At 49.4% G+C, this 24,600-nt stretch carries 23 protein-coding genes and 1 pseudogene; 16 read left to right on the forward strand and 8 right to left on the reverse strand.

Features of this window, described 5'->3' with window-relative positions; genetic code table 11:
• The first annotated feature begins 160 nt into the window (after window positions 1-160).
• From AC1S52_RS00310 to AC1S52_RS00330, 5 genes are read left to right on the forward strand one after another with little or no spacing between them, the layout of a single operon-like run.
• Window positions 161-457, forward strand: a complete 297-nt coding sequence (locus tag AC1S52_RS00310) for a hypothetical protein (protein ID WP_482027042.1) — start codon at window positions 161-163, stop codon at window positions 455-457.
• A 20-nt stretch (window positions 458-477) separates the two neighbouring features.
• Window positions 478-792 (forward strand): DUF1830 domain-containing protein, encoded by a 315-nt coding sequence (locus AC1S52_RS00315; RefSeq protein ID WP_482027043.1) that lies wholly within the window; start codon window positions 478-480, stop codon window positions 790-792.
• Window positions 793-801: 9 nt separating this feature from the next.
• Window positions 802-1,716, forward strand: coding sequence for a gamma-carotene 1'-hydroxylase CruF (cruF, locus tag AC1S52_RS00320; protein ID WP_482027044.1), 915 nt, complete (start codon window positions 802-804; stop codon window positions 1,714-1,716).
• Window positions 1,717-1,738: 22 nt separating this feature from the next.
• Window positions 1,739-2,383 carry a LabA-like NYN domain-containing protein gene (locus tag AC1S52_RS00325; protein WP_482027045.1) on the forward strand — a complete coding sequence of 215 codons (645 nt, stop codon included), beginning with the start codon at window positions 1,739-1,741 and terminating at the stop codon, window positions 2,381-2,383.
• The gene (locus AC1S52_RS00330; RefSeq protein ID WP_482027046.1) at window positions 2,376-2,612 is read left to right on the forward strand and encodes a hypothetical protein; all 237 of its coding nucleotides are present in this window, start codon (window positions 2,376-2,378) and stop codon (window positions 2,610-2,612) included. The genes AC1S52_RS00325 and AC1S52_RS00330 overlap by 8 nt, the downstream gene beginning before the upstream one ends.
• Here AC1S52_RS00330 and AC1S52_RS00335 read toward each other — a convergent pair.
• From AC1S52_RS00335 to AC1S52_RS00350, 4 genes are all read right to left on the reverse strand, one after another.
• Window positions 2,609-2,905, reverse strand: coding sequence for a WGxxGxxG family protein (locus AC1S52_RS00335; protein ID WP_482027047.1), 297 nt, complete (start codon window positions 2,903-2,905; stop codon window positions 2,609-2,611). The two genes, AC1S52_RS00330 and AC1S52_RS00335, sit on opposite strands and share 4 nt — an antisense overlap.
• Before the next feature lie 379 nt (window positions 2,906-3,284).
• The gene (locus AC1S52_RS00340) at window positions 3,285-4,136 is read right to left on the reverse strand and encodes a sensor histidine kinase (RefSeq protein ID WP_482027048.1); all 852 of its coding nucleotides are present in this window, start codon (window positions 4,134-4,136) and stop codon (window positions 3,285-3,287) included.
• Window positions 4,133-4,405: a hypothetical protein gene (locus tag AC1S52_RS00345; RefSeq protein WP_482027049.1), complete on the reverse strand. Its 273-nt coding sequence runs from the start codon at window positions 4,403-4,405 to the stop codon at window positions 4,133-4,135. Before AC1S52_RS00345 ends, AC1S52_RS00340 begins: the two co-directional genes overlap by 4 nt.
• Before the next feature lie 250 nt (window positions 4,406-4,655).
• A complete protein-coding gene (locus tag AC1S52_RS00350) occupies window positions 4,656-4,853 on the reverse strand; it encodes a high light inducible protein (RefSeq protein ID WP_482027050.1) in 198 nt (65 codons plus the stop codon).
• 532 nt (window positions 4,854-5,385) lie between these two features.
• Between AC1S52_RS00350 and AC1S52_RS00355 the strand changes: the two genes are divergently transcribed.
• The 4 genes from AC1S52_RS00355 (at window position 5,386) to AC1S52_RS00370 (ending at window position 7,787) form a co-directional block, all read left to right on the forward strand.
• Window positions 5,386-5,739 (forward strand): DUF1257 domain-containing protein, encoded by a 354-nt coding sequence (locus tag AC1S52_RS00355; protein ID WP_482027051.1) that lies wholly within the window; start codon window positions 5,386-5,388, stop codon window positions 5,737-5,739.
• A gap of 124 nt (window positions 5,740-5,863) precedes the next feature.
• Window positions 5,864-6,856: a hypothetical protein gene (locus tag AC1S52_RS00360; RefSeq protein ID WP_482027052.1), complete on the forward strand. Its 993-nt coding sequence runs from the start codon at window positions 5,864-5,866 to the stop codon at window positions 6,854-6,856.
• A gap of 21 nt (window positions 6,857-6,877) precedes the next feature.
• Window positions 6,878-7,147 (forward strand): hypothetical protein, encoded by a 270-nt coding sequence (locus tag AC1S52_RS00365; RefSeq protein WP_482027053.1) that lies wholly within the window; start codon window positions 6,878-6,880, stop codon window positions 7,145-7,147.
• Between the two features lie 202 nt (window positions 7,148-7,349).
• Window positions 7,350-7,787: a response regulator gene (locus AC1S52_RS00370; protein WP_482027054.1), complete on the forward strand. Its 438-nt coding sequence runs from the start codon at window positions 7,350-7,352 to the stop codon at window positions 7,785-7,787.
• A gap of 92 nt (window positions 7,788-7,879) precedes the next feature.
• Here the strand turns inward: AC1S52_RS00370 and AC1S52_RS00375 are convergent, their stop codons facing one another.
• The 3 genes from AC1S52_RS00375 to AC1S52_RS00385 form a co-directional block, all read right to left on the reverse strand.
• Window positions 7,880-9,769, reverse strand: coding sequence for a sensor histidine kinase (locus AC1S52_RS00375; protein WP_482027055.1), 1,890 nt, complete (start codon window positions 9,767-9,769; stop codon window positions 7,880-7,882).
• A gap of 91 nt (window positions 9,770-9,860) precedes the next feature.
• Window positions 9,861-14,159, reverse strand: coding sequence for a chemotaxis protein CheB (locus tag AC1S52_RS00380; protein WP_482027056.1), 4,299 nt, complete (start codon window positions 14,157-14,159; stop codon window positions 9,861-9,863).
• 485 nt (window positions 14,160-14,644) lie between these two features.
• On the reverse strand, window positions 14,645-15,916 hold the full coding sequence (locus AC1S52_RS00385) for an FIST signal transduction protein (protein WP_482027057.1): 1,272 nt from the start codon (window positions 15,914-15,916) through the stop codon (window positions 14,645-14,647).
• Window positions 15,917-16,352: 436 nt separating this feature from the next.
• Between AC1S52_RS00385 and AC1S52_RS00390 the strand changes: the two genes are divergently transcribed.
• From AC1S52_RS00390 to AC1S52_RS00415, 6 genes are all read left to right on the forward strand, one after another.
• Window positions 16,353-16,574, forward strand: a complete 222-nt coding sequence (locus tag AC1S52_RS00390; RefSeq protein WP_482027058.1) for a CP12 domain-containing protein — start codon at window positions 16,353-16,355, stop codon at window positions 16,572-16,574.
• A 331-nt stretch (window positions 16,575-16,905) separates the two neighbouring features.
• The gene (locus AC1S52_RS00395; RefSeq protein ID WP_482027059.1) at window positions 16,906-17,508 is read left to right on the forward strand and encodes a DUF3177 family protein; all 603 of its coding nucleotides are present in this window, start codon (window positions 16,906-16,908) and stop codon (window positions 17,506-17,508) included.
• A 4-nt stretch (window positions 17,509-17,512) separates the two neighbouring features.
• Window positions 17,513-17,806, forward strand: a complete 294-nt coding sequence (locus AC1S52_RS00400) for a DUF7734 family protein (RefSeq protein ID WP_482027060.1) — start codon at window positions 17,513-17,515, stop codon at window positions 17,804-17,806.
• 274 nt (window positions 17,807-18,080) lie between these two features.
• Window positions 18,081-19,634 (forward strand): phosphoglucosamine mutase, encoded by a 1,554-nt coding sequence (glmM, locus tag AC1S52_RS00405; RefSeq protein ID WP_482027061.1) that lies wholly within the window; start codon window positions 18,081-18,083, stop codon window positions 19,632-19,634.
• Window positions 19,635-20,140: 506 nt separating this feature from the next.
• Window positions 20,141-21,622 (forward strand): hypothetical protein, encoded by a 1,482-nt coding sequence (locus tag AC1S52_RS00410; protein ID WP_482027062.1) that lies wholly within the window; start codon window positions 20,141-20,143, stop codon window positions 21,620-21,622.
• A 339-nt stretch (window positions 21,623-21,961) separates the two neighbouring features.
• Entirely contained in the window at window positions 21,962-23,122 is a 1,161-nt protein-coding gene (locus AC1S52_RS00415) for a cob(I)yrinic acid a,c-diamide adenosyltransferase (protein ID WP_482027063.1), read from the forward strand.
• Here AC1S52_RS00415 and AC1S52_RS00420 read toward each other — a convergent pair.
• Complete coding sequence (locus tag AC1S52_RS00420) at window positions 23,119-23,556, reverse strand: phosphatase domain-containing protein (protein ID WP_482027064.1); 438 nt, start codon at window positions 23,554-23,556, stop codon at window positions 23,119-23,121. The two genes, AC1S52_RS00415 and AC1S52_RS00420, sit on opposite strands and share 4 nt — an antisense overlap.
• 106 nt (window positions 23,557-23,662) lie before the next feature.
• Here AC1S52_RS00420 and AC1S52_RS00425 point away from each other — a divergent pair.
• Window positions 23,663-24,600 (forward strand): annotated as a pseudogene (locus AC1S52_RS00425) (ISNCY-like element ISAtsp9 family transposase); the annotation flags it as partial.

The following is a 24,600-nucleotide window of genomic DNA, read 5'->3' on the forward strand; positions in this document are numbered from 1 at the left end:
GCTTCGTCTATGACTTTTGAATGTTTCAGCAGTTTCTGCCTAATTTATACACAAGTAAAACATCAAATCAGACACGATCTTTAACAGTGAAGGGGCATACTGACTTTTAACGTCATACTGACTTATTTTTGAGTCAAAATTTTTGAGTCAAAGGAGTTCAATGCATACACCTGAAGCTACGGAAGAGACTTTATTTAATCGCACTTTTCGAGATGACGACGGCAATATTGCGCTTGCTCAGAAGCCCAATTTACCTCTCCTGGTTTGTCTTGTAGCGACTTTACTCGCACTGTTAATTACCAGCGGCAACATCCACAGGGGGCTAGAGGCAGTCGCTTTTGGCTCCCTGTTCACCTGGGCATGGCAAGAGCTTTTCCAGGGTGTTAACTATTTCCGGCGATCGCTCGGTTTGGTTGTACTGCTAGGCGCGATCGCCACAAAACTGAACTGGTCGTAAGCCTTACAAACTGCATCACAATGACTCAAATTCTAGATCGCTTGCCTGCTGACTGTGCTGATTCCATTCTCTGCTGTTACACCAATCGTGACCGCACAGTTAAAGTAGCTCGAATCACAAATATTACAAACTGGTATTTTGAGCGGGTTGTTTTTCCAGGAGAACGCCTTTTGTTCGTAGCCCGACCCGAAGCCCAACTGGAAATTTATGTCACAAACTTTTCGACTGTGGCTCTAGTTGAGCTGATCAATTGCGATCGCTTAGTCGTTAAAGTGGCTCAAACTGAGCAACCGTGTATTAGCCAGCAGCATGATGTTGCAGTTCCTGTGCTTTAAGGAGACTTTATGAAACAACTGGTTGCGATCGAGCGTTTTTGTTTAGCCGGTCATATTCTGTCTTTAATTTTTGGGCTGGCAGGACTGCTACTTGTGCTACCGAATCCTGACTTTATTGCGGCTTTACCAACGGCTGGTCAAGCGCTGTTTGGATGGAGTATGGCAGGCGGGGGGGTGTTTTACATTCTTCTGGGAGCACTGACCGTTAGTTTCTATGCTTGTAGGACGTTGGGCTGGCGTGCTTGGCTGGTCTTTATGCTACCTGCGATGGGACTGTCATTAAGCAGTGAATTGCTGGGAACCAGTACTGGTTTTCCTTTTGGGCATTACAGCTATCTGAATGGTTTGGGGTATAAGATCGCTGGCTTGGTACCGTTCACAATTCCGCTGTCCTGGTTTTATGTCGGTTTATCAACCTATTTGCTGGCATGGGCGGGGTTAGATGCTGTAGGAGTCAAAGGTTGGACTAGGCAGGTGGGTGCGATCGCTGTTGGGGCGCTGCTCCTCACTGCTTGGGACTTTGTGCTTGACCCAGCAATGAGCCAGACAGCCTATCCCTTTTGGGAATTCTATGACCCCGGTCAGTTTTTTGGGATGCCGTATCGCAATCTGATGGGCTGGGTGGGAACGGGGACGCTGTTTATGTCTGTAGCTGCCTTTTGCTGGCGCAAGCTGACATTCGTTCTGACTCGATCCCAGTTGACGGTGCCACTCGTGATTTATCTGGTGAATTTTGCCTTTGGCGCGATGATAACGCTGTACCAGTTAGATATGCGTTTCTGGATTCCCACCGCGATCGGTGCAGTGTTGGGTGTCATTCCGGCAGTTGTTTTGTGGTGGATTACTGAACCCCATACAGCCTCTAGAGCACGTGAGACTGTTCGCACCCTGTTAGCTGTAGCACCGGAAAGCAAGTTTTTCTAGCCACCTTATCAAGGAGTTACAAGTGGCAGACATTGTTGTTAAGAAAAAGATTTTAGAAAAAAGATCTCATAAAGTATTAAATCAAACGTCTAGTTTTGTACAGGACACATCGCCATGCGAAGCCCTCAATCAGCCTGCTCATGAAAATTACATCTCCCACCAAGGCGATCGCGGTCGAGTGATTATTTTCATCGACGGTTCAAATCTTTTTTACGCCGCTTCATATCTCAACATTGAGATCGATTTTACCAAACTGGTGGAGTATTTAACGGCTAAAGATTGTCTGGCGCATGTGTTTTTCTACACGGGCTATGACCCAACCAATGAGAAGCAGAAAGGGTTTCTCTACTGGATGACTCATAGCGGCTTCCGCGTCATTACTAAAGCCGTGACACAGGCTGCAAATGGTGCTAAAAGCGCCAATCTTGATGTCGAAATTGCGGTGGATATGATGCGCTTGGCGCAGTACTGTGATACAGCCGTTTTGGTCAGCGGCGATGGCGATTTTGTCTACGTAGTGAATACGATTGCTGGGCAAGGCGTTCGGGTTGAAGTCGTTGGGTTGCGATCGATGACTAGCAGTTCTCTAATTGACGTTGCCAATTGTTATATCGATCTCGCGGCGATTCAAAAAACTGTGCAAAAGCTTGATGTTAAAGGTGTCTAGCAAGACTGGTGCTTCGCAGGTGAAAGTGCTTGGTCGATCAATGCGCTTGCACACTCATGCAGCCAGATTTTCTCTGTTTGCACGTTTGCAAGTCGTGATACTCAAAACCAGCATGCGTGCGATAGTGTGGCTGCTGCTGATCAAGGCTGGGCTACTAAAAAAGATGCTGTCCGGTTTAACTGAACAGCATCTTTTAGAGCAGTTTAATTTAGAGAGCGACACACGTTAGATTCTGGCACCAGGACGACTTGTCTCATTAGGGTCGCGATACACCTGGGTTTGTTCAGGCTTACGCTTTAAGCCTGCTAAACCAATCAAGCCGAGCAAACCAAGCCAACCCCAATCAAAGCCGCGATCGTCTCCTTGGGTAGACATAGTACCAGAGTTAGTATCGGCAGGAGCAGTGGTGGTAGTACCAGGAGCTGTATCTGTCTGAGCAGAGGCAGATAGCGCTAGAGGTACAGCAGTTAAACTAAGAGCGCAGGCGCTTGCAACGATAACTTTAGATGGATTGAAAGGCATTGTCTTATTCCTGAGTGTTTTAAGATTTTTGGAGTCTCTAGCTTGTTCAACAGTAGAACGATGGATGCAAGAGTTCCTTCAATTTAACTGCCATCGTTTTGCTATGCGTCTACTAAAAGGAATAACTCCAAACGTATCGCGCTCTACCACAATTTCTATACCGACTCTGGAGGCTCTTCGTGTACTTCAGAAACGGTTCGTTTTGGGGCAAAATGATGTCATGCGCGGGCATAAATTCCTCAAGTGACAGTGCTTTTAGTGCTCAATCTTTTTGCTTGTGGGCATCAGTCTCTTAAGTTGAGTCAAAACATAAATGCCTTGAAATCCTCAAAGCAACTGAGTCAAAGCGCTTAGCGACCAAAATTTTCCTGCTAGAGATTCAGTCTATAGGCAACTTAGCTAACTCAAAGAGAAATTTAGGCAATTTAACGATAAAGCTTGTTCCCTTGCCCGCCGTACTTTCGACCGCGATCGTCCCTTGATGCGCCTCAGTAATACTTTTAGCTAAAAACAAGCCTAAACCCCAGCCCGTTTGCTCCTCAGCACAGGTGGTGCGACGAAATTGTTGAAACAGGATTGATTGCGCTTCAGGAGCAATTGGTTCGCCTTCATTATGAACAGTCAGGTTGATCTGGGTTTCAGTTTGCTGGAGCGTCAGTGTAATTGGTGTGTCAGGAGCACCATATTTCACAGCGTTAGTGGCTAAGTTTTCAATCACCCGCCGTAGTTCTTTACGGCAGCAATGGCTCTTGACCTCCGCATCAGAAACCACCAAAAACCTTTTTCCGTGAGCGAAATTCAAATCTTCCACTGCGTCCTGAATTAGGAGGGCTAAATTGCAGTCTTCAAAGTCCATTTTTAAGCGGTGCCCTGCCCGCAACCGACTTGCATCTAGCAGATTTTGAATCATCGTATTCAGTCGATCAATCGCACTCATCATTCTCGTTGCCACCTCCGCATGGGCATCGCCTTGTTCCAGCGGACGCAGCAGCAGTTGAGTGCCCATTTTCACAACGTTGATGGGATTTCTGAGGTCGTGAGTGAGCGTCACCATAAAAAGCTCTTGGATATCTTGCAGCGTTTGGGAGAATTGCGTGGCGGCGTCATTCACCGCTTTCTCAATGGAGCCGATGATGATGTCACGATCGCGCACGTTCAAAGGCACTTCTGCTTCTAAAACTTGAAAGATGACTTCACGAAGGATATGGTACTCGAAAATGAGTTGATTCATGGAGTAGTCGGCATAGCCTGCGCGTTCATGCCCAAGTCACAGCCAATGCGTGTGCTTTCCACCTCATCGGCTGTGACTTGGGCAGAGGTTTGGTCAATCTCAGTTGAAAGCTCATCGACCAGTTGTTCTAAGTACAGCGGTAGCGAATCTTGCAAGACTAGAGAGTCCTGTTGCATGGAGGCATAAACTTCAGCCCGCGCGCGCTCCTCCCACAGTTGCATGATTTTCGTAGCATTTTGCTTGAGTCGGTCAGACGCTGGATTAGACATCAATTTTGATTCCGGTGGGGGTGAAGGTGAGGACTGTGAGCCATATGTTGAACCGTCAGTTTGAGTAGTGTACGCACGGCGTAAAGTAAATGATGCTGTCCGTTCCCTTGAGGGTATATTGCTCTGGTTTTAGGCTGCTACAAACAAAAGCCCTTTTCCAATAATGGAAAGGGGCTTGCTGTTTTGACGGATTTTGATTGAATACGAGCTTCTCAATGCGCTTCTAGGAGTGAAAATTTCTGGTGCTTACCTAAACTAAGTGCAGCAGATCACGTAGAACGCTAACGCCTGCTAAATCCCAAAGCAGGTAAGCGAGAAAGCCAATCATTGCCAAACGACCGTTCCATAGTTCAGCCTGGGGATTGAAACCGAAGATAAAAGCGTTGCGATCGATGCCGTTATATTCCGTAGCAGTAGGGGGTAAGCCAGTCGTTTTGTTCGCTTCCATGATTTACATTCCTTAACGATTTGCCCCTTTATCGTATTTACAGACCTTACTTTAGTTGTCCGTCTTCAGAGGTATCTATGGACTAGCTGACTGAAGACACACCGATAAAGACTAATCGAACAAAGATAAGCAATTTTGCAAGATGAAGCTATATCCAGCGTTCAGCACTGATTGGCGCTTTCAATCCTTAACATACAGTGCCCACTAGCCGGATATGAAACTCTGGCTATAGGTTGATCGTGATAATTTTTTCTACCTCATTTGGTAGAGCCGCCTTCAGTCTTCCGAGTGAACATAGCTTGCTTGATGGCACTACTTATACAACTTCTACAACTTCTACAGAAGATAAACCCTTACCTATACTCAATTTCAAACACATGGTTGCCATACTGGCATAAAGCACAAATCGTTGCACAACTGGTTCATTCGTAACCAATCGACACGAAGACGATCGTTAAAAGTGCTTATTCGTGTTTAGCAGTTGGTTTGTTGAATTCGTCGATCGCTAATCTTCAATCTTAAGGAAACAACAATGTCTCATTTCAATACTCTCCGCAGTAAGTTGACTGATATTTCCATTTTGCAAGACTCCCTCCGTCAACTGGGCTTTGTTGTACAGACTAATGCGATGGTGCGTGGCTCGGGTTGCCAACACGTTCGGGCTGATCTTGTTGCCGTGCTTGAGGGTGGCTATGACTTGGGCTGGTCTCGTAACGTCGATGGCTCACTTGATTTGGTGGCTGACCTCTGGGGCGTGGCTAGAAAGCACAATATATCTCAATTACTTAGCGTCATCAACCAAAAATATGCCGTGTCTCGGACGCTGGCAGCCGTGCAGCGTCCTGGCTTGCAAAACGCTACGGTCAAGCTGGTGACGCAATCATAGTGTTTGCGTGTTCCCAATCAAGGTCTAAAAATCAGCAAAACGCTGATTTTTAGACCACTTTGTCCCTTGAAACGAATGATACGGTTCCAGCTAAAACTTACTTTCAAACCAATATTAAATACCTATGATTACCAATTCATACCACCATCATGACGGTGAAGTCATGAGTAACGGCGCGTTTTTTAACGCATCCCTGCTTGTGACCAAGCTTCGCGGTGGTCTCTGGAAGGTTGGTAGCTTCGCCTGGATAGTTACCCTTGCAGATCGCAGTGTTGCCTGCTTTGCCGATGGCTCTTTGTCTGCGATCGGTCTTGCCCAGGTGGTTCTGGTTGCTTTGCTCTTGATGGTATGGCTTTATCTCAAGCCAGCAACGCCGACAACTGAACACTTAAGTGCAGAGCAGATCAGTACGCTCAAGCACTACAACCTGAGTTCCAATACGCCTCAGCACGCAGCCTATCGTCACCAAACGGAGGCAAGAATGCTTCAGTTGGAAAAATATCACTTGATTACTCAGGAATATGTTTTACCGATCCTTTACCTGTGTCAGATCTATCATCTGTTGAATTTAAAGCATTTGGAATCGGTGCATGCCTTTAGTTTGAACAACTTGAAAGTGATTGATGTCGGTCAGTTTGAAGCCACTACGATCGGTGGTAGCCTGAAATTTCAAACGGTTCTAGAGGCTTCACCCAATGTACTCAGCCTGGTGAGACAGCCTGTAGTTGAGGTAGAGCTAACGCTACACACTCCTTACACGATTGAACTGAATATTCCTGTGCATCATGGCAAGAAAATTGCTGTGATGTTCAACGTCTTGCCATTGAGCCAGAACGAACACAAGTTATTCATTGATATCTACAGCAATCTGGCTTTACCAAGACCGCTGCTGCGAATCCTTTTACATATTGCTGCGGGCTTAACCGTGCTTGAGGATTTACCCTACCTCCACAAACTGAACAAGACGAAAATTCGCCGTTCAGCCCAGTTTGGTCAGTCTAATCACAAAACGATGCAACTCTTCAAGCGCTTTGTCGATTTGTATGGATCGAGCCTGGAGCAACCTCAAGCGATGGGAGCTGTTGAACTACGACCCGCATTAGCTTCATCTTCTTAAATTCTCTTGGAGTAACCCACCATGTTCATCCCAACGCTACTTCAGATGATTCCATCGCTTGCCGGATTTGCTTTTGAGGTTTGTCTGTCACTGGTTGTGTTCAGTTTCGTCTGGACGCTCTGGGACGCGTTTCAGAAAGGTTTGACCTATCTTCAAAGATTGCATCAAATTCCGTGCCATTGCTGCGTCTTCTTTACAGGCGAATACAATCTCAAATGTCCTGTTCATCCCTGTAAAGCGCTGAATGAAGCAGCAATCGGTTGCCCAGATTACAAACCCGTTGTTCTGTAATTACTTGAAGTGAGTAGGTGAAAGTTTTCCATTGTAGTTGATTAATTTTTATGTAGTAATCAACCAAATAAAGCCAGAAATAAAACAGCACTCTAGCACTCTATGGAATTAGAAATCGTTGAATCATCACCGGGTTAATTTCAAGCTAGAATTATCCGGTTTTTGTCCACTTGTTATTTATATAACCCCAACTGAGGCTACTATGTCTCCAAAGAATAACCTTGCTAAAGAGCTTTCATTCCTCCAAGGGGTAAAAGTACTGGTTATAGACAACGACTTTGGTAGTAGAAAGACGTATACCTCCTTGCTCAAAAGTATTGATGCAACTGTAACCACAGTTGGATCTGTAAAGGAAGCGGTTGAAACTCTTAACTGGCTCAAACCCAACATCCTAGTTTGTGAGACTAGCTTACTCGGTGACGAAGGCTACACGCTGACTGAGAAATTGAGAACGCTGGAAGTAGATACCGGGAAGCATATTCCAGCGATCGCGACCACAGTACTGCCCACAGAGAACCTTGACCTGATTCTGGACATGGGGTTTGCAGGATATTTACTAAAACCATTCGACCCTGACGAATTGGCTTTCATGATTAGCAACCTGTTAATTTCCACGATCTTGCGGCAGCTATTGCGATGAAAGAAAAAACCGCAGCAAGAAACCAGACGTTCATCAAATTTTGGATCGTCAACGAAGTTTAATTTTTTTAGCGATTGCCAATTTGAGTCATTTCACGAGGATGACGATCGTTGCTCAACTAATGGCAGTGCAACTGTGAAGTGCAACTGTCCGTCTGTATTGTCAACCGCGATCGTGCCACTTAAATGTTTGATTAGCTTTTCTACCAGTGCCAGCCCTAAGCCCGTACCACCTTGCTTCCAGGGATCAGCATGGGGGATGCGGTAGAACTTATCAAATAGGTGAGACAGATCCGCATCAGAAACCTCACCACTCGTGTTGCTGATGCGGATCTGCATGAAGTCTAGTTGAGCTTGCACGGTAACGGTGATGTGTCCGTTCTGAGGCGTATATTTGCAGGCATTCGTTAACAACTCGGTCAAAATCCGTTCTAACATTGCCGGATCAGACATTAAAATAGGTAACGCCTGAGAAACATCTAGCTGTAAGGTTTGTTGATGCTCGCGGGCCTGCTCGTGAAAGGGTGCTACGAGTGCAGGCAACCAGGCTTGTAGCTGCATCGGCTCTAACGCTAACGGGTTTTCGCCTGCATCGAGTCGTTGAAAATCGAGTACATCATTGATCAGGCTAATTTCGCGCTCGCACTCGGCGTTCAAAATGCTGAGATAGCGATCGACGGCATCGGCTTTCTCTCGCTTTGTGGACTCATCAGGAGCATGGCGCTCTTGGGTCAAAGTAAGCTGCAACATCCGCATCGCCATCCGCATATTGGCAACCGGGGAACGCAGTTCGTGAGAGGTCGTACTGAGAAAACTGTCCTTGAGCTGATCGAGCTTTTGCATTTCCTGTACTTGCACTTGCGAGGCTTGATACAGTCGGGCTTGCCGAATGGCGATCGCGCATTGGTTTGTCACCTGCTGCACCAGCCGAATCTCCAACTCGTTAAAGGCATCCCGCTGCGGTTTGAACAGCCAGAGATCCCCTAATACGTCCTGTTCATCGATAATCGGACACGCCATAATCGTGAGGTGACGAGGCGAGTGTTCAACCAACTCGCAAAACTGGAAAGATTCACCGTGTAAAAGCTGATGGTAGCCTTCAGGAAACGCTGACATGGCAACCACCTGACCTTGATCGGAGGGTGACGACACTCCGTTTGCAGCATTCGTAAATTCATAACGAATGGTAGAAGTCGCTGCATCGAGGTCATACAGGGCGGTATCGCAGCAAATTAAGCCGAGTACGAAGACTAATTCTCGTACCACCGTTTGCAAAATCTGGCTTTCATCCAGGCTGTCCCGCACGTTGTCGGCGATGCGCTTGAGTCCAGCTTCAAACTCAAGCGCCTGCTGCAACTCAGCCGTGCGCTCCTGCACCTGACGTTCTAGCTCGGCGTTCAGATTTTCTAGCAGTTGTTCGACTTGCTTTTGCCTGGTAACATCGCGCAGTAGCCACCTCAAACTGACGATTTGACCGGCTAAATCCCTGACAATGGATACTGTGAGGGATGCCTGGAAGGGCGATCGCCGCTGCGAACGCAGACGAAGTTCCCAATCTTGCAGCTTGTCTAACTGCTCTAACTGATCGAGCTTGAGATGAAACGCCGAGTGTTCGGGCGGATCGATAAACACCAACAGCGGCTTGCCGACCAGAAACGGCTGCGAAACATTGAGGAGAGCCGCGATCGCGCAGTTGGCTTCCTGGATTCTGCCATTGGCATCGGTAACAAGGTAGCCATCCGGTGCAAACTCAAATAGTTCCCGATAGCGCTGACGTTCTGCCTCGACCGCTTGACGAGTGGTGATCAGCGCTTCATTTTGAGCACGTAGCTCTTCCTCGGATACCTGCAATTCTTCTAAGACAGTTTGAAGCTCCTCCAACGCCTGTGCCAGGAGTGCCTGTTGTAATGCGGGTAGATTGTTCGCCCGCTGTTGCAGTATCCATGCCCGTTGATACACCGCTTCTAGCTGTGGGGATGCCATGTTTGATCACTCTGACTGCTGGTTGGGCGGCTTTGATCATCTAATAGTCTACGCAATCGGAGTCTTTGGTGCATCCATCGATCTACTAATCTTACCCCTCCGCTGACTCATACCTGGCTCGTCCAGCCAGGTATGCCACCACCCAGATCAACTGTGCCAGGTCGATTGGTTTAGCAAGATGCCGTTGGAACCCAGCCTCGATCGCACCTTGCCGTTCGCGTTCGGTAACGTAGGCAGTGATTGCCGCTGCTGGAATTTGTCCCCCCGCTGCTGCATCCAGCGATCGCACCTGCCGGATCAAGGAAAACCCATCTTCACCGGGCATGCCGAGGTCTGCCAGGAGCACATCATACCGATTCGGAGACTCCGTGAGAGCAGCGATCGCGTCTCTGGCTGAGGAAACCGCGTCTACAGTAGCGCCAGCGTCTTCCAACATCCACTGATGCAGATCCAGGCTATCGATCTCATCATCGACCACCAGAATGTGTACGCCTTTCAGCAAAGGCAACGCCTGACGGTCAACGTCTAGAGGCTCCGCCGCTGTAGGTGGTTCTAGCTCACCAGGTGATGTCACGTCTACGGGCAGCGATTGCAGGGGCAAGCGTACAATCATCGTGGTGCCCTGCCCTTCGCCGGGACTCGCGGCTTGCACGGTGCCGCCATGCAGTTCCACAATATGCCGGACGATCGACAACCCCAACCCCAACCCCTGACTACCTTTGCTGGTGCTGGAATCGCCCTGACGAAAGCGATCGAACACGTAGGGTAGCAGCTCTGCCCGAATCCCCTGCCCAGTATCGGTGACTCGAATTTCGGCAACGGATGAGGAAGCGGATGAAACAGATGATCGGTTAGTTTTATCCGTTTCATCCGTTACAAAATCCGTTGCCAACCTCACCTCGACCCGTCCACCTTCTGGTGTGAACTTGATGGCGTTAGACAGCAGATTCCACAACACTTGCTGCAAGCGATCGAAATCCCCCATAACGGTGGCAGAGTTGACCTGCGCTACCACTTGAATCGCTTTAGCATCGGCAGAGAGTTGCACGGACTCGATCGCGGCATCGATAACTGTAGCCAGATCCAGCAGTTGCGTGTCGAGGTACAGCTTGCCACTGGTAATCCGCGAAATATCCAGCATGTCTTCAATCAGTTGAGATTGCGCTCTGGCGCTCCGCTCCATAATTTCGAGCGCTCGACTGAGCGTTGCCTCATCGATCTGGCGATGGCGGAGAATTTGCGCCCAGCCCAGCATGGTGTTCAATGGGTTGCGGAGTTCATGCGAGAGATTTGACAGAAATTCATCTTTCGCCCGGTTTGCCGTTTCCGCCTCCTGCCGTGCCGCCTGTTCCTGGCTCAGAAGCTGCGATCGCTCAGTTTCAAATTGCCTGCGCTCGGTGATGTCTTCGATCGACAGCAAAATTTGTTGAGCGTCCCCGGCTTGCATAATCCTCCAACCATTCAGCAGCATTGTTTTTTGCCCAATCCGCTCAAACTCATGCGCCACCTCAAAGTTTTGCAAGGTTGTATTGTTGGCGAGAATATCTTCTAAACGCGATCGTAGTCCGGGAAGGTTCCACTGCCCGTTGCCTAACTCAAACAGCAGCGTTTGGGAGGCTTCGAGCGGTGCGACTTGAAACGTGTCATAAAACGCTTGATTAGCTGTGTTCACGCGCAAATCCGGTTCCAGCACGAGTAGCGGCACCTGCACCGTTTCGACGATCGCTTCCGCATAGTTTCGCGCCGCTTCGAGGGTGGCGGCACTACGCTTGAGGGCATCAATATCGAGCAGCACCAGCACGACGCCATCAATCTGGTTTTCGATCGTGCGGTAGGGACGCATCCGCAGCGTATACCAATGCCCTCCCTGGGTTTGTACGTCCAGTTCCTTAACGCTCAACGTTTCCAGTACGTCCAACAACAGCAACTCTAAGTCTGGGACGTTGAGATTCGCTCGAATATCGCTTAACGGTCGCCCCGCATCGGTGGGAATAAAGTTGAACAACCGTTGTGCCATCGGCGTAAACCGACGAATCCGCAGGTCGTTGGTCAACATCAGAATCGGAATATTGATGCTGGCAAGTAGATTGGTCAGATCGTTATTCACCTGGTGCAATTCCGCATTGCGGCTGCGGAGTTCTTCGTTAGTGGTGTTGAGTTCTTCGTTGGTTGCCTGAATCTCTTCTTTGGCGGTTTCTAACTCCTCATTCGTGCTTTGCAGTTCCTCATTGCTCGACAAAATTTCTTCATTGGCAACTTTAAGATCCTGGTTGCTGTGTTCCTGCTCTTGAATCACTGCCTGCAAATATTCCTGTGTCGCCGTTCGCTCCTCATGGGCAGCCGCCAGTTCCTGCCGCAGACGTGCGTTCTCCTGCTCCAACTCTCCCTGCGGACGGTCTGGATCAAGGGGCACAGGATGGCTAACGGGTAGCTCGTCTGCAAACAGCACTAAATAGCGACGGTCTTCTGTGGTTGGCACCTTAAACGGAATCACCTGAAGCTTGACGCGCCTGACCTGTTCACGTAGTGTCTCGGAACGAGAATCGCCCTCTTCAAGCTGGAGTCCGTGCTTGATGACGGGCACGTCCTGCCGTTGGGCTTGATAGATTGCGGCGCGTAGCTCGACCAGTAAGCCATCCCGGACTAAGTTGAACAGGTTGAAGTTTGCCACGCCAGAGACCAAGCGCAGGTAGCGATCGATGTCTCCCCGCAATTGCAGCACCTGCATTTTGTCATCAATCACCACCCCGATGGGTGCATAGTGACTGGCAATCAGTTGCTCGACCTTTTTTTGGAGGTCAAACCCTTCGGGCGGAGCCAGTAGCGGCTGTCGATCGCTCACTCTGGCGATCGGGTAGCTACTGGGTGTAAACGAAAAGGTGGGGCGCGTCGCGGTCATTTGCTTGGCATACAGTCTGTACTTTGGCTCGACCAGGGTAAACAGGTCGGCATACTGACCCGTGCTTTCGGAGGTGCCCAGCAGCAAAAAGCCCGACGGATTCAGGCTGTAATGGAAAATGGGCATGATCCGCTTTTGCAGCGCATCGCCCAGATAGATCAGCACGTTGCGGCAGCTAATCAGATCGAGATTGGAAAACGGCGGATCGCTGCCCAGGTTTTGACGGGCAAACACACAGAGTTCGCGCACGCCCTTGTTGATCTGGTAGCGATTGCCCTCCAGCGCATAGAAGAAGCGGCGGCGGCGTTCGGTGGAAACCTCCACCATTTGATTCTCGGCATAAATGCCCGCCCTGGCTTTGTTGATCGCCTGTTCGCTAATGTCCGTCGCAAAAATCTGGATCGGCGGTGCAGCGATTTGAAATGCCAAAAATTCCAGCAAGCAGATGGCGATCGAATACACCTCTTCGCCCGTCGAGCAACCCGCCACCCAGATCCGAATCGGCGCATCGGCAGATTTATTTTGGGTGATGACCGGGAAAACCCGCTCTTTTAGCCGTTCAAACACCTCTGGATCACGGAAAAAGCTCGTGACGTGGATCAGAATTTCTTCATACAGTGCCTTGATTTCCACTGGGTGTGTTTGGAGATACTGAGCATACTCCTCCAACCGTTCCAGCTTGTACAGCAGCATCCGTCGCTGAATCCGGCGATCGATCGTCGTCGGCTTATAGCGGCTAAAGTCAACGCCCATGTTGGCTTTCAGCAGGGCAAAAATGGTGCCCAACGCATCGCCCGTCTCAGGCAGAACACTGGGCACGATGCTCGCCAAAGGGCGAGCCAGCATGGGATTACGGCTGAGGGTTACCAGTTCCTCGGCAATTTTGGCAGGTGGCAGCACAAAATCCACATTCCCCGTTGCCACCGCCGTATTGGGCATACTGTCAAACTGGGCCGAGTCTTCACACTGGGCAAACGTCACGCCGCCAGCCGCTTTGATTGCCTTCAGCCCCAACGAGCCATCGCCATCGCCGCCTGATAAAACGACGGCGATCGCTTTGTGCCCACGATCAATTGCCAGGGACGCAAAAAAGGCATCCCCCGGCATATACTTGCCAAACACTTTCTCCCGGGGCGACAGTTGCAGCGTGCCCTCAGAAAGAATCATCTTGGTGTTGGGCGGAATCACATACACCTGGTTTGGCTCCACCGCCACGCCATTCCGCACTTCGCGCACCGGCAGCGTCGTCACTCTAGAAAGAATTTCGCTCAATAAACTTTCGTGATCAGGGGCTAAATGCTGAATCAGCACAAACGCCATCCCCGTATCGGTGGGCAGATGGCTCAATAACTGCGTAAAGGCTTCTAACCCGCCCGCAGAAGCAGCGACCCCCACAATGGGAAAGGGGGCTTCTACCGAGTTCTGCTGCATTGAGTCGAAGGCATCGTCGGTAGTAGCGATCGGTGGTTGAGCAGATGGATCAGAAGTCATAGGAGCAAATACGGCACCACCGTGAACAGTTATCTCCCTTTACTGTAAGACCATTTGCTCGATCGTTCCGTATTCGTCGAAGACAGAATCTGTGGCATCAACGTTTACAGATGAACCAACGACTTAGGGTTAAAGGGGGCGATCGCTTGGTCTCTTGCCCCCGGGAGCAGAAGTGCCATGTGGGAGTGAGACTTTCAGACTGCGAAGAGAGCCAAAAGGGCCGCTGTACTACCATTTAACCAGCAAAAGTTAGTCCAAGTTTGGTCTAGAGCTACTAACGGGATGCACAACTAATTTGCCCTCATCCCCACCCTTCTCCCCAGTGAGAAGGGCTTTCAGATATTTCCTGTCCCCTCTCCCCTTGGCATAGGCTACTGTGTATACGGCGTTGCTGATTTTGGGTATGAATTGAGAGTGGTATGAATTGAAACTTCGTTCCAATTCATACCGCTGTTCAGCACCACCCCCTGTCAGCTTTTCTCCTTTTACGGTTGACGATAAATTCCAAAGACGGACGTGTAACCGTGCAAGAAGGTGCTGCCACCCACCGGACCAATCTCCCCATTGCAAAAGAACCCACTCAGGGGAACATCTGGCTGGTACTGGTTAAAGAGACGGGAATCAAAATTGGGTTCACCATACAGCCGCTCTCCCCGCCCCAAACAGGAGAACATCAGCGCACCGGCAGAAGAAGAGTGCTGGGATTGTTGTCTGTAGCGGATCAACAGTGCTTCCAGGTCTTCAGCAGAGGCGTGGGCATCCCGCAGGTGAAACTGGATGCGTTGACCCGGACGAATCCGATCGCCAATCGCGATCGCCCCCACCCGTGGATCAACCCCCAATAACTGGCGAATCAAAAAATCTCCCTGCTCCAGATTCTGTTTAAACTCATTCTGTGCCACGCCAACAAACAGGGAGTGCTGTGCCAATGTCCGATCTTCCTCACTCAAATTCTGGATTAAATTTTGCAAAACCTCTAGAGGTGTCCGTTTTTGTGAAACGAGGGCATTGCCACGGTGGAGAACTGGGTTAGGGCTGACTTGTTCCTCCAGCCCTAACAAAATATTTCGTTCGCCTTCAGTCACCCAATAAGGCTGCCCAATTGGACGGCACCCCTGCGCCACAATTGTTTCCACTACTATGTCACCACTCAAGGCAACCCCAACCGTCCCCTCCCGGTAAAGCTGGTAATTACAAAACAAGCCAGTACTCGTGCCATTGCCTCCATTGGCTAAACCTCCCACTTTGACCGCTCCAGGGTAAGCAAAATCGAGTCCTTGCAATAAATCGTTGATCTTGGAAGAAAAGGGATCCGCCAACAAAACAAAATGGGGTTGGGCAGTCGCAGGCACACCGATTCGACTAATCCAGGCATCGGGAGAACTGTCCGGGTCTGGCAAATCTTCCGCAGCCAGGTGAAATGTCTGAACTTTGACATCGGGTAGAGATGCCAGAGTTAGAGCCAGGGCAGGTTCACCCTCAATTTCCTGTGCCAAGCCAAGCAGATCGACCCCCACCACGCCCCCACCCCCACAGCCCACAATCGGCAATCCTGGAAGATACTCTTGTAGCAGAGGCATCAGACGCGCGTATTCACTGGCAAAGGCAGTGGAAATGAAAACCAGCCCCAGGTCGGGTGTTGTCTGTAACATTCCCTTTGCCTGCTGCACGACTTCTGCGATCGCGGCTTCCAGGGAAGGGCGCTGAGACAAAGCGCTCACCCATTTCATTGAGTTGGGCATGGTTTCTACCGTCATGGGACCTCCTGATGGGAAGGTTATTACCAGGGTAACCGGAAATATCGTTCTCTTTTAGATAACTGTAAAACCAGTCTAAAAGTGTATTTAAAAAGCCTCAATGGGTAACCTCCATTTTGGGCTAAATCAAGGTCTGGTCGGTATTTAAATCGAATGAGCAAAGTCAAATATGAGGTGTACGGATCTGCTAAGATGGTGTTCGCGTTAAGATATATGTATGGATTCTGTCTGAAGATTATCCATCCTCTTACAAAGGGTATGGTAAATCTTAAATTTTCAGGCAAGATTGCACATTCACTTCATTGCTCTCTGCATAGTAAGGAAGTGCATTCTTAACACTTGATCCTTCGAGGGAGCAGGCAGAATTCTTTCTGGCAAGCCTCATTTTACCCATGACGTTTGCTCATAACCACAAGAGTGACTGAGATAGTAATCCATGAGTGATATCAAAGAAAAAATTGAACAGGAGTTAGCAGAAGCCCGTGCTGTCTGCGATGTCAGTGGTAGCAACTCCCCTGAGTGCGCCGCCGCCTGGGATGCAGTTGAAGAACTGCAAGCTGAAGCATCGCACCAGCGGCAACAGCAGCCCAAGAATTCCTTAGAACGGTATTGCGATGAGAACCCTGAAGCCGCTGAGTGCCGGATTTACGAAGATTAAACCGAATCCTGGCAGGTTGCCTATTGCGTTCGTCTCCTAGGATGGTGGATTAATCATTCCGCAAATTGTAAGGAAAGGTTTAACGGTTCAACTATCAACCGGGCGACGATTTTGCTGGCTCTGCTCCTGCTCAATCTTCGGATCTACTCGATTATCGCTCCTTAGTAGCGATTCTTAATATTCTTTGACCTGGTGAGTAGCTAGAATGCTTAGTCGCATTCGAGCTACTTGCTTTTTGTGCGATCGCAGAAAGTACTCATTTGTAAAAGTCGATCAATCCCATCTATTTTGAACCTAAGACCATTCTTGCCTCTATTCTCTTCTTTTCCCCATGCCAACCCCTCCCTGGTTACAACCCCTAGTCTGGACAGATTACCGATTAGCCATCTTGTTCACAGTTTTGCTGCCGCTTTTGCTGCTTATTTGGGCATTTGTTAAGAAAGCAGAAGCCATTCAGAAACTGCTCATTATTTACTGGCGGGTGGCAAGTTTGCTGGCAATCACGTTGTATTTATTGATTGCAGCAATTCCCCTGGGGTTTATTTCTGGTTGGCTTACCCGCATTTTGATTCCAATTGCTCTCTGGTTTTGGGTCGATCTTAACGAAGAAATTTCTGAACAACCCCAAAATCCCTTAAAACTCTCCTTTACCTCCTGGCGCTGGGCAGTCTCAATCTACTGCGTATTAGGGATTGTGGCTCAGATTCCTATTTTGTCCTGTGCTTTTATGGGGCATGACGAAATTCTGAAAACCCCCCTCTGCAATGCCTGGTTACAAGCACCTTGGGCATTTAGAGAGTTTTTCCACAGCACTACAAGACCCTGGTTTCTGGGCGGCATTGGGCTTGCCGGGCTAGTGATTTACGTGATTTATCTGGCTTACTTTGTTCTAGTTCGGCTCGGCAAACAGGGGCGATCGGCAACAGGGCAATAATGCGGTGTACAAATTATTTCGGTTAGAGCAATATACGCAGAAACGGCGGCACGAAGTCCTCCTGGTTTCGGTGGAGGTGGATGGTGAACCCGATCAGATTGCTGTTTTTAGAGGTTTCTCCAGTTCCTTGATGCACCCAACGGTGCCTGACCCAGATATTCCAGTGCTGCCTGAGGATGCCAAAATTTTGACGATCGATCGGCTTCAAGGTCCTTATAATCCAGCCCAACCCCAGTATCTTCAACAGGGGTTGACCTGGGAGACTTTGCAGCCATTACTGGCAGAAGTAGGCGTTTAATCAATGAAGCTTTCCTAAAGAGGCGCGATCGCCCCCCAGAAAACTGGCAGGGCTATAGTAGGCTGGCGTTGAACCGGTCAGGTTGCACTGTGTCCCAGGGTTGATTAAGCAGCCTGTTTAAATTAGTAGATTTGTAGTAACGCGGCTGAAGCTCTTCAGCTTGGACAAACCTCTCTGGTGAGCATGGGGTGCTGGGAGATGACAAATAATTAAGTTTCTTTGCTAAAGAAAGTGTTATTCTCCACTGTGAGTGTGTGTTGTGTGGGGTTTACCTATGGTTTTATCTCCTGCTTCGACTGAAAAGCTTGATGTCAGATCTTCAGTGTCAGTCAGTCAGCCTATTTCCGCTAAAACGTCCGGCGTATCTTCTTTCAACGTGGCAAGTGAAAAAGCTTTGGCTACCGGCTCAATAGCTGGATCAGGATGGGGTGGGCTGGATCTTCCTGAGAGTCGTCTGTTTGGTACTGACGGTATTCGGGGGCGAGCTGGCGAATTGTTAACGGCACCTCTGGCATTGCAAGTAGGCTTTTGGGCAGGGCAAGTTCTGCAAGCTAATACAGACTTGTCTGGACCTGTCATCCTGGGGCAAGATTCCAGAAACTCCAGCAGTATGCTGGCAATGGCGCTCTCTGCCGGACTAACTGCGGCAGGGCTGGAGGTGTGGGACTTAGGGCTGTGCCCGACTCCCGGTGTTGCCCATCTCACAAGCACATCCGGAGCCGTTGGCGGAGTGATGATTTCTGCCAGCCACAATCCGCCAGAGGATAACGGCATCAAATTTTTTGGTTCCGAGGGCAGCAAACTTTCTCTGGCATTGCAAGAGCAGATCGAAGCCGCACTGAGGGGCAATGTCAAAGACCTGCCAGAGATTGTGGTTGAACGCTGTGGATGCCATCATTATCGACCTGAATTGACAGATAGCTATCTGGCTTCGCTGCAACAGCCGTTATTGCCTGAAAGAATGGTCACTACGCTGCCACTGCGCGGTATGAAAGTTGTGCTTGATCTTGCCTGGGGAGCCGCCGTAAAATTGGCTCCCTTAGCATTTCAGGCACTTGGGGCAGAAGTGATTTGTCTCCATGCCCAACCGGATGGCGATCGCATCAATGTTAACTGTGGCTCCACCCATCTCGCACCGTTAAAAGCTGCCGTCAAAGCACACCATGCCGATCTAGGATTTGCCTTTGATGGAGATGCTGACCGAGTGCTAGCAGTGGATACGCAGGATCGCACCGTCGATGGCGACTACATCCTCTACCTGTGGGGACAGATGTTGCGACAGGTGCAGCAGTTGCCTGGAAACACCATTGTGGCTACCGTCATGTCCAATCTGGGCTTTGAGCGTGCCTGGGAGAAACAGGGTGGCAAGTTAATTCGGGCTGCTGTGGGCGATCAGTACGTCCATGCAGAGATGATGCGCTCTGGTTCCATGCTGGGCGGTGAGCAATCGGGGCATATTCTGTGTCGCCATTATGGAGTTAGTGGCGATGGTCTGCTAACGGCACTGCACCTGGCAACCTTAGTTCAGCAGTCAGGGATCGCTCTTGCCGATCTGGTGGATCAAAGTTTTCAGACCTATCCTCAACGATTGCAGAATATACGGGTTGAAGATCGCGCCCGCCGCCTAAACTGGATCAACTGCGATCCCCTTCAGACCGCGATCGCCCAGGCAGAAACCGCAATGGGTGAACAGGGAAGAATTCTGGTACGTGCCTCTGGGACAGAACCCGTTATCCGAGTGATGGTCGAAGCGGTCACAACTGATCTGGTCAACTTTTGGACAGAAAAGCTGTCATCCGTAGTTAAGCAACACCTGGCTGAAGCTTAAGGATCGTCCTGTATTTTCATAAGAAGCCAGGAACGGGTTTTCCTTCCTTCTCTCTGGGGAGAAGGGTTGGGATGTTTCCGCTTCAAAGGGGGGTATCGCCCCTAGTGATCAATGGACTCACTTCCTTTTTAATTTCTATAAACGGAGCGATTGTTTCGTTTGTATGAACCTGTTGGGCAACGCGATTTCTCTTACCAATCAGGGAAACCTGATCAAACAGCCTGTTGAGTTTGAGCCGCTAGTGATCTCCGAAGCCCTGTATGGTGATCAGGCATGACTGTAATAATTTTTAGCTATGGGAGTTGGACTAAATTAGTGCTCTAGTAGCTAACCACCACCCACCCCAACTAATTGCTTTCCAGGCTCTAAAATTGAGGCGAGTCTAAGTCAGTGGACGGACAAATTTGTTTAACGGTATCAAGAACGGTCGAATCTCTCAGGTGTTCCTGATACGATTCAGAAAAAATTTGCTGCATCGCACTCAACTCTAAGAGTGGAGAAATCTTATGGAGCTTGAACGGCATCAGGACTTAGCACAGGATCAGGAACGTTGTCTGGCACAGTTGAACCGGGCGATCCAACAACTTGACGGTAAGACTGATCCCGTTCGAGTGGCGCGAACGGCTGAGGTTATCATTCAGACAATGACGGGTCCCTGGCGGTACTTTCACACCCCCGAACATATTTTTGAGGTCGGTGAAACAGGGGATGCCATTGAAGTGCTGGCAGCCCTATTTCATGACTTGGTTTATGTGCAGGTTGACCAGGGAGTCAGCGTCAATATCAGTGCCTATATTTCTCCTTTTGTCAAGGAAATTAATGGGCAACTGATGATACGCGATCGCCTTGAGTTGCCCAGCGATCCTATGTTTGAAATGGTCACCCAAATCTTTGGGTTTACGGTGGGACAGGGTCTAGTGCCTACCGCTGGACAAAATGAATACCTGAGTGCGTTGATTGCGGCTAAATGCCTGGAACACTCACTATCACCTCATATCATTGCTCAAATCGCTGCCTGCATTGAAGCAACTATTCCATTTCGGGGTAAATCGGAAGCTGGACTAAGTGCCAGCGATCGCCTTTATGGACGACTGTTGCAGACCAGCCAGATGTTTGGCTTTAACTGGAGCGAAGATGAGGTAGCCACCATTGTTAAGCGTTCTGTCCGGTTGGCAAATCGGGATGTGGAAAACTTTGCCTATCCCTCTTCCGCCGATTTCCTCAACAACACCTGGAACCTTTTGCCAGAAACCAACCATGATCTGACGAATTCTAACTCATACACTGTGAACGGCTATCGGGATTCGCTCAAGAAAATGGAAGGCTTTATGCACTTTCTCAAGCCCGCCATCGTCTTCCAACGGTTTCAAGATGAACCCGATGATCTGACTTACCAGGGACTCATCGCTCGGACTGGGAAAAATCTGGAAATTGCACGACTTTACCTGGGGAGTAAATTACTCTCAATTGCAGTTGTTGAGGCGTTGTCCTGCCGAATCGGACGAGATATTCCTTTAGCAACCATGATGGGAGAACTTCCCTTCCGAGGGTTGACCGTTGCCCAACTGGAAAATTTTTTACCACATGTTGAAGTCATGCCCCATCCCCCAGAAACAGATCTGGAGTGGGAAGTCTTGGGGCTGCTGGAAAAGGGGCGGAGTGAGTCATCTTCCTATGACATCAAAAATTCACCCGTTGCCACCTTCATGATCAAGTCCATTGGCTTTAAGGAAGCCAGTCACCTTTTGGTGCGGGCAAAAGAGTTCTTTAAGCGGACAGATACCGCCCGTAAGGCAGCCGATGAAGCCTGGAAAGTGTTGGACGAAACGCGGCAAACAGAAGAGTTTTATAACTGTGTCAAAGCAGCAGAAGATTTTCTGGCAAGTTGCGATCGCGCTGTGATTGAAACGATTACCAATGGCGTTCTCCGGGTCTTTGAAAGCCGTAAAGCTGCCATGCGGGGGCTTAACTTCCCAAGTAAAGTGTAATGTTGAAGCAGAATCATCCTTTTGAGGGAGCTAATTCAATCCGTTAGTAGCTCAAGAATCTTTCTTGGAGTTCAAAGCTTACAATGCTTGCATCTGTCTAAAGCGGGATATACCACGCTATTGGCTCCTTTTAATCTTTTGCTGGGAAGCATACGTCAGGCAACTGGTAGTTGGACAAGGTGAGAGGCAGCCAGTGATAGACAGCCAACAGCCTGTTGCCATCTGGTTGCTCATTATTGCAATTTATGTAGAAAAGCTTCCCAGTTTTTTATGAATAAAACACTAGATATAGCGTAAACTCTCAATCGACAGCACAGCATACAAGCAATTTCCGTTAGGATGAAACAGCAGTACGCATTCAAGTCTATGGCACGGACGGGTATTGGAATCCGCACGGCGATGGTGCGATCTGAGCGCATTACAGGTCAGATCCATGTTTATGACGGCGCAGGAAAAGGGAAATCCCAGGCAGCATTGGGGGTTGTGTTGCGCTCGATTGGGTTGGGAATTCACTCTGACTGGCAAACCCGTGTTTTGTTGTTGCGCTTTTTAAAGGGACCGGGGCGTACCTATGATGAGGATGCGGCAATCGAAGCGCTACAGCTTGGGTTTCCTCACCTGATTGACCAGGTCCGTACCGGCAGAGCTGAATTTTTTGGACCGGGAGATATTACCCGGTTTGACAAAATGGAAGCTCAACGGGGTTGGGATGTGGCAAAAGGGGCGATCGCTTCTGGTCTTTACTCAGTGGTCGTGCTGGACGAACTCAATCCGGTGTTGGATCTGGGGCTATTACCCGTGGATGAAGTTGTCAGCGCCCTCAAACGTAAACCCGATCAGATGGAAATTATTGCGACTGGACGTGCCGCGCCTCAAGGGTTGCTCGATATCGCTGATTTGCACTCTGAAATGCGTCCCCATTATCATCCATCTGCCAAGGAACAAGGCATTGAGGGAATTGAGATCTACACGGGAGCTGGGAAGGGAAAATCAACCAGCGCTTTGGGAAAAGCGCTACAAGCCATTGGTAGAGGCATCAGCCAGGACAAGTCCCACCGGGTGCTGATTATGCAATGGCTCAAAGGTGGTTCAGGCTATACGGAAGATGCGGCGATCGCTGCCCTGAGCCAGAGTTATCCCAATCTGGTGGATCATCAGCGTTGTGGGCGGGATGCGATTGTTTGGCGGGGACAGCAGCAAGAACTGGATTACGTTGAGGCTGAGCGAGGTTGGGAAATTGCCAAGGCGGCGATCGCCTCTGGTCTTTACAAAACCATTATCCTGGATGAATTAAACCCCACCGTTGATCTGGAGCTATTGCCAGAAGAACCGATTGTCCAGTCACTTTTACGGAAGCCGCGAGACACTGAGGTAATCATCACCGGACGCTGTAAGAATCCCCCTGCCTATTTTGATCTCGCCAGCATTCATTCTGAAATGATTTGCCATAAACACTATGCAGAAAAAGGCATAGACCTGAAGCGAGGTGTAGATTTTTAAGCTGCTTTCCAGGCATGGGCAAATTTATAAACGTATGCCTCCTGTTCAGCAGTTTCCACACTGCCAGGGCGTACCTGCCGAACAATCGCAAAAGCATCCTCTGGCGCATGCTCAAGGGCAACCAGGCACGCAGCAGCGACCAACCCACTCCGCCCTAACCCGCCTTTACAATGGATCACCACCGTTTTTCCTGCTTGAACAGCACTCAAAATCGACTCAACCAGCTTAATCAAGCCTGTCATGGATGAGGGTGTGCTGAAATCTTGAATTGGGAACCATTCACTTTGAATATTGCAGGCTTTCACCTGATCAAATAAATTCAGAATGCGTAGTTGCTCAAGCTCATGGGCTTCAATTAGCGAAACCAGTCGATCTATTTTGTAATGATTCCGCAAGCGTGTCAAGTCTTGCTCTAAATCCCCAGCAATTCTCATTTTGGCGAAAAGCTGTTCAAGCTCTGGGAATGCGGGTATTGTATTGACATCTGAGTGACCTAAAAGAGAGCCAGAACCGTTGAAAGAACGGGGATTGTTTGACACAATAGTCGGTGCTTTTCGCCAGCGACTGTCCTCGCTACCGGACAAACGCACGGGTAAAAATATCCGCTATGGGATGGAAGATGCAGCCTTAAGCGCGTTTAGCGTGTTCTTCACCCAAACCCCGTCGTTTCTGGCGTACCAGCGCATGATGGAGGGCAGCAAAGGGAAAAGCAATGCTCAAAGCCTGTTTGGTGTCCATCAGATTCCAAGCGACAACCAGATCCGGGGTCTCTTAGACGCGGTGACGCCTGAACAGGTGTTTCCTGTGTTTGAGGAGATCTTGCAGGTGTTGGAACAGCAGGGGCAGTTGCAGGGCTTCCGCTCCTTTGCGGACACCGTGTTAATTGCGTTGGATGGTACTGAATACTTTAGTTCGAGCCAAATTCACGGCTCGGCATGTTCAACGCGCACCCTCAACTCAGGGGAACCCCACTCCTTCCATCGCGTTATCACTCCGGTGATTGTCTGTCCGGGACAACCTCATGTGATTGGGTTGGTGCCTGAGTTTATCGTGCCGCAAGATGGGCATGACAAACAGGACTGTGAGAATGCGGCAGCGAAACGGTGGCTGTCACGGGGCATGGACAACGCTTTAGTTGCCTGAAAGCAACCGTTTTAGGCGATGACCTCTATTGTCACCAACCCTTGTGCCAGCAGCTTTTAGACCAACAATTCAACTTCATCCTGGTGTGTCCCCCGGAGTCTCACCCTACTCTTTATGCCCATCTTGAGGGCATTGATCTACCGACGGTCACGAGGAAACGTTGGACTGGAACGGTTGAGGAAACCGATACCTATCGCTATCTCAACGGAGTGCCTCTGAAGAATAGCGATGATGCCCTGTTGGTTAACTGGTGTGAACTCACGGTAAGCCGTCCTGACGGTAAGGTAACTTACAAAAATTCGTTTGCCACCAATCACTTCATTAACGATGACACT

Source organism: Kovacikia sp. CALU 1929, assembly GCF_056784235.1.

Coding starts and splice junctions, on each gene's coding strand:
- AC1S52_RS00345 (WP_482027049.1), bottom strand. CDS start 4,405: ATGTCTAATCCAGCGTCTGACCGACTCAAGCAAAATGCTACGAAAATC.
- AC1S52_RS00385 (WP_482027057.1), bottom strand. CDS start 15,916: ATGACGGTAGAAACCATGCCCAACTCAATGAAATGGGTGAGCGCTTTG.
- AC1S52_RS00380 (WP_482027056.1), bottom strand. CDS start 14,159: ATGACTTCTGATCCATCTGCTCAACCACCGATCGCTACTACCGACGAT.
- AC1S52_RS00335 (WP_482027047.1), bottom strand. CDS start 2,905: ATGCCTTTCAATCCATCTAAAGTTATCGTTGCAAGCGCCTGCGCTCTT.
- AC1S52_RS00410 (WP_482027062.1), top strand. CDS start 20,141: ATGGAGCTTGAACGGCATCAGGACTTAGCACAGGATCAGGAACGTTGT.
- AC1S52_RS00420 (WP_482027064.1), bottom strand. CDS start 23,556: ATGAGAATTGCTGGGGATTTAGAGCAAGACTTGACACGCTTGCGGAAT.
- cruF (WP_482027044.1), top strand. CDS start 802: ATGAAACAACTGGTTGCGATCGAGCGTTTTTGTTTAGCCGGTCATATT.
- AC1S52_RS00390 (WP_482027058.1), top strand. CDS start 16,353: ATGAGTGATATCAAAGAAAAAATTGAACAGGAGTTAGCAGAAGCCCGT.
- AC1S52_RS00340 (WP_482027048.1), bottom strand. CDS start 4,136: ATGAATCAACTCATTTTCGAGTACCATATCCTTCGTGAAGTCATCTTT.
- glmM (WP_482027061.1), top strand. CDS start 18,081: ATGGTTTTATCTCCTGCTTCGACTGAAAAGCTTGATGTCAGATCTTCA.
- AC1S52_RS00415 (WP_482027063.1), top strand. CDS start 21,962: ATGAAACAGCAGTACGCATTCAAGTCTATGGCACGGACGGGTATTGGA.
- AC1S52_RS00315 (WP_482027043.1), top strand. CDS start 478: ATGACTCAAATTCTAGATCGCTTGCCTGCTGACTGTGCTGATTCCATT.
- AC1S52_RS00360 (WP_482027052.1), top strand. CDS start 5,864: ATGATTACCAATTCATACCACCATCATGACGGTGAAGTCATGAGTAAC.
- AC1S52_RS00365 (WP_482027053.1), top strand. CDS start 6,878: ATGTTCATCCCAACGCTACTTCAGATGATTCCATCGCTTGCCGGATTT.
- AC1S52_RS00350 (WP_482027050.1), bottom strand. CDS start 4,853: ATGGAAGCGAACAAAACGACTGGCTTACCCCCTACTGCTACGGAATAT.
- AC1S52_RS00310 (WP_482027042.1), top strand. CDS start 161: ATGCATACACCTGAAGCTACGGAAGAGACTTTATTTAATCGCACTTTT.
- AC1S52_RS00355 (WP_482027051.1), top strand. CDS start 5,386: ATGTCTCATTTCAATACTCTCCGCAGTAAGTTGACTGATATTTCCATT.
- AC1S52_RS00370 (WP_482027054.1), top strand. CDS start 7,350: ATGTCTCCAAAGAATAACCTTGCTAAAGAGCTTTCATTCCTCCAAGGG.
- AC1S52_RS00375 (WP_482027055.1), bottom strand. CDS start 9,769: ATGGCATCCCCACAGCTAGAAGCGGTGTATCAACGGGCATGGATACTG.
- AC1S52_RS00395 (WP_482027059.1), top strand. CDS start 16,906: ATGCCAACCCCTCCCTGGTTACAACCCCTAGTCTGGACAGATTACCGA.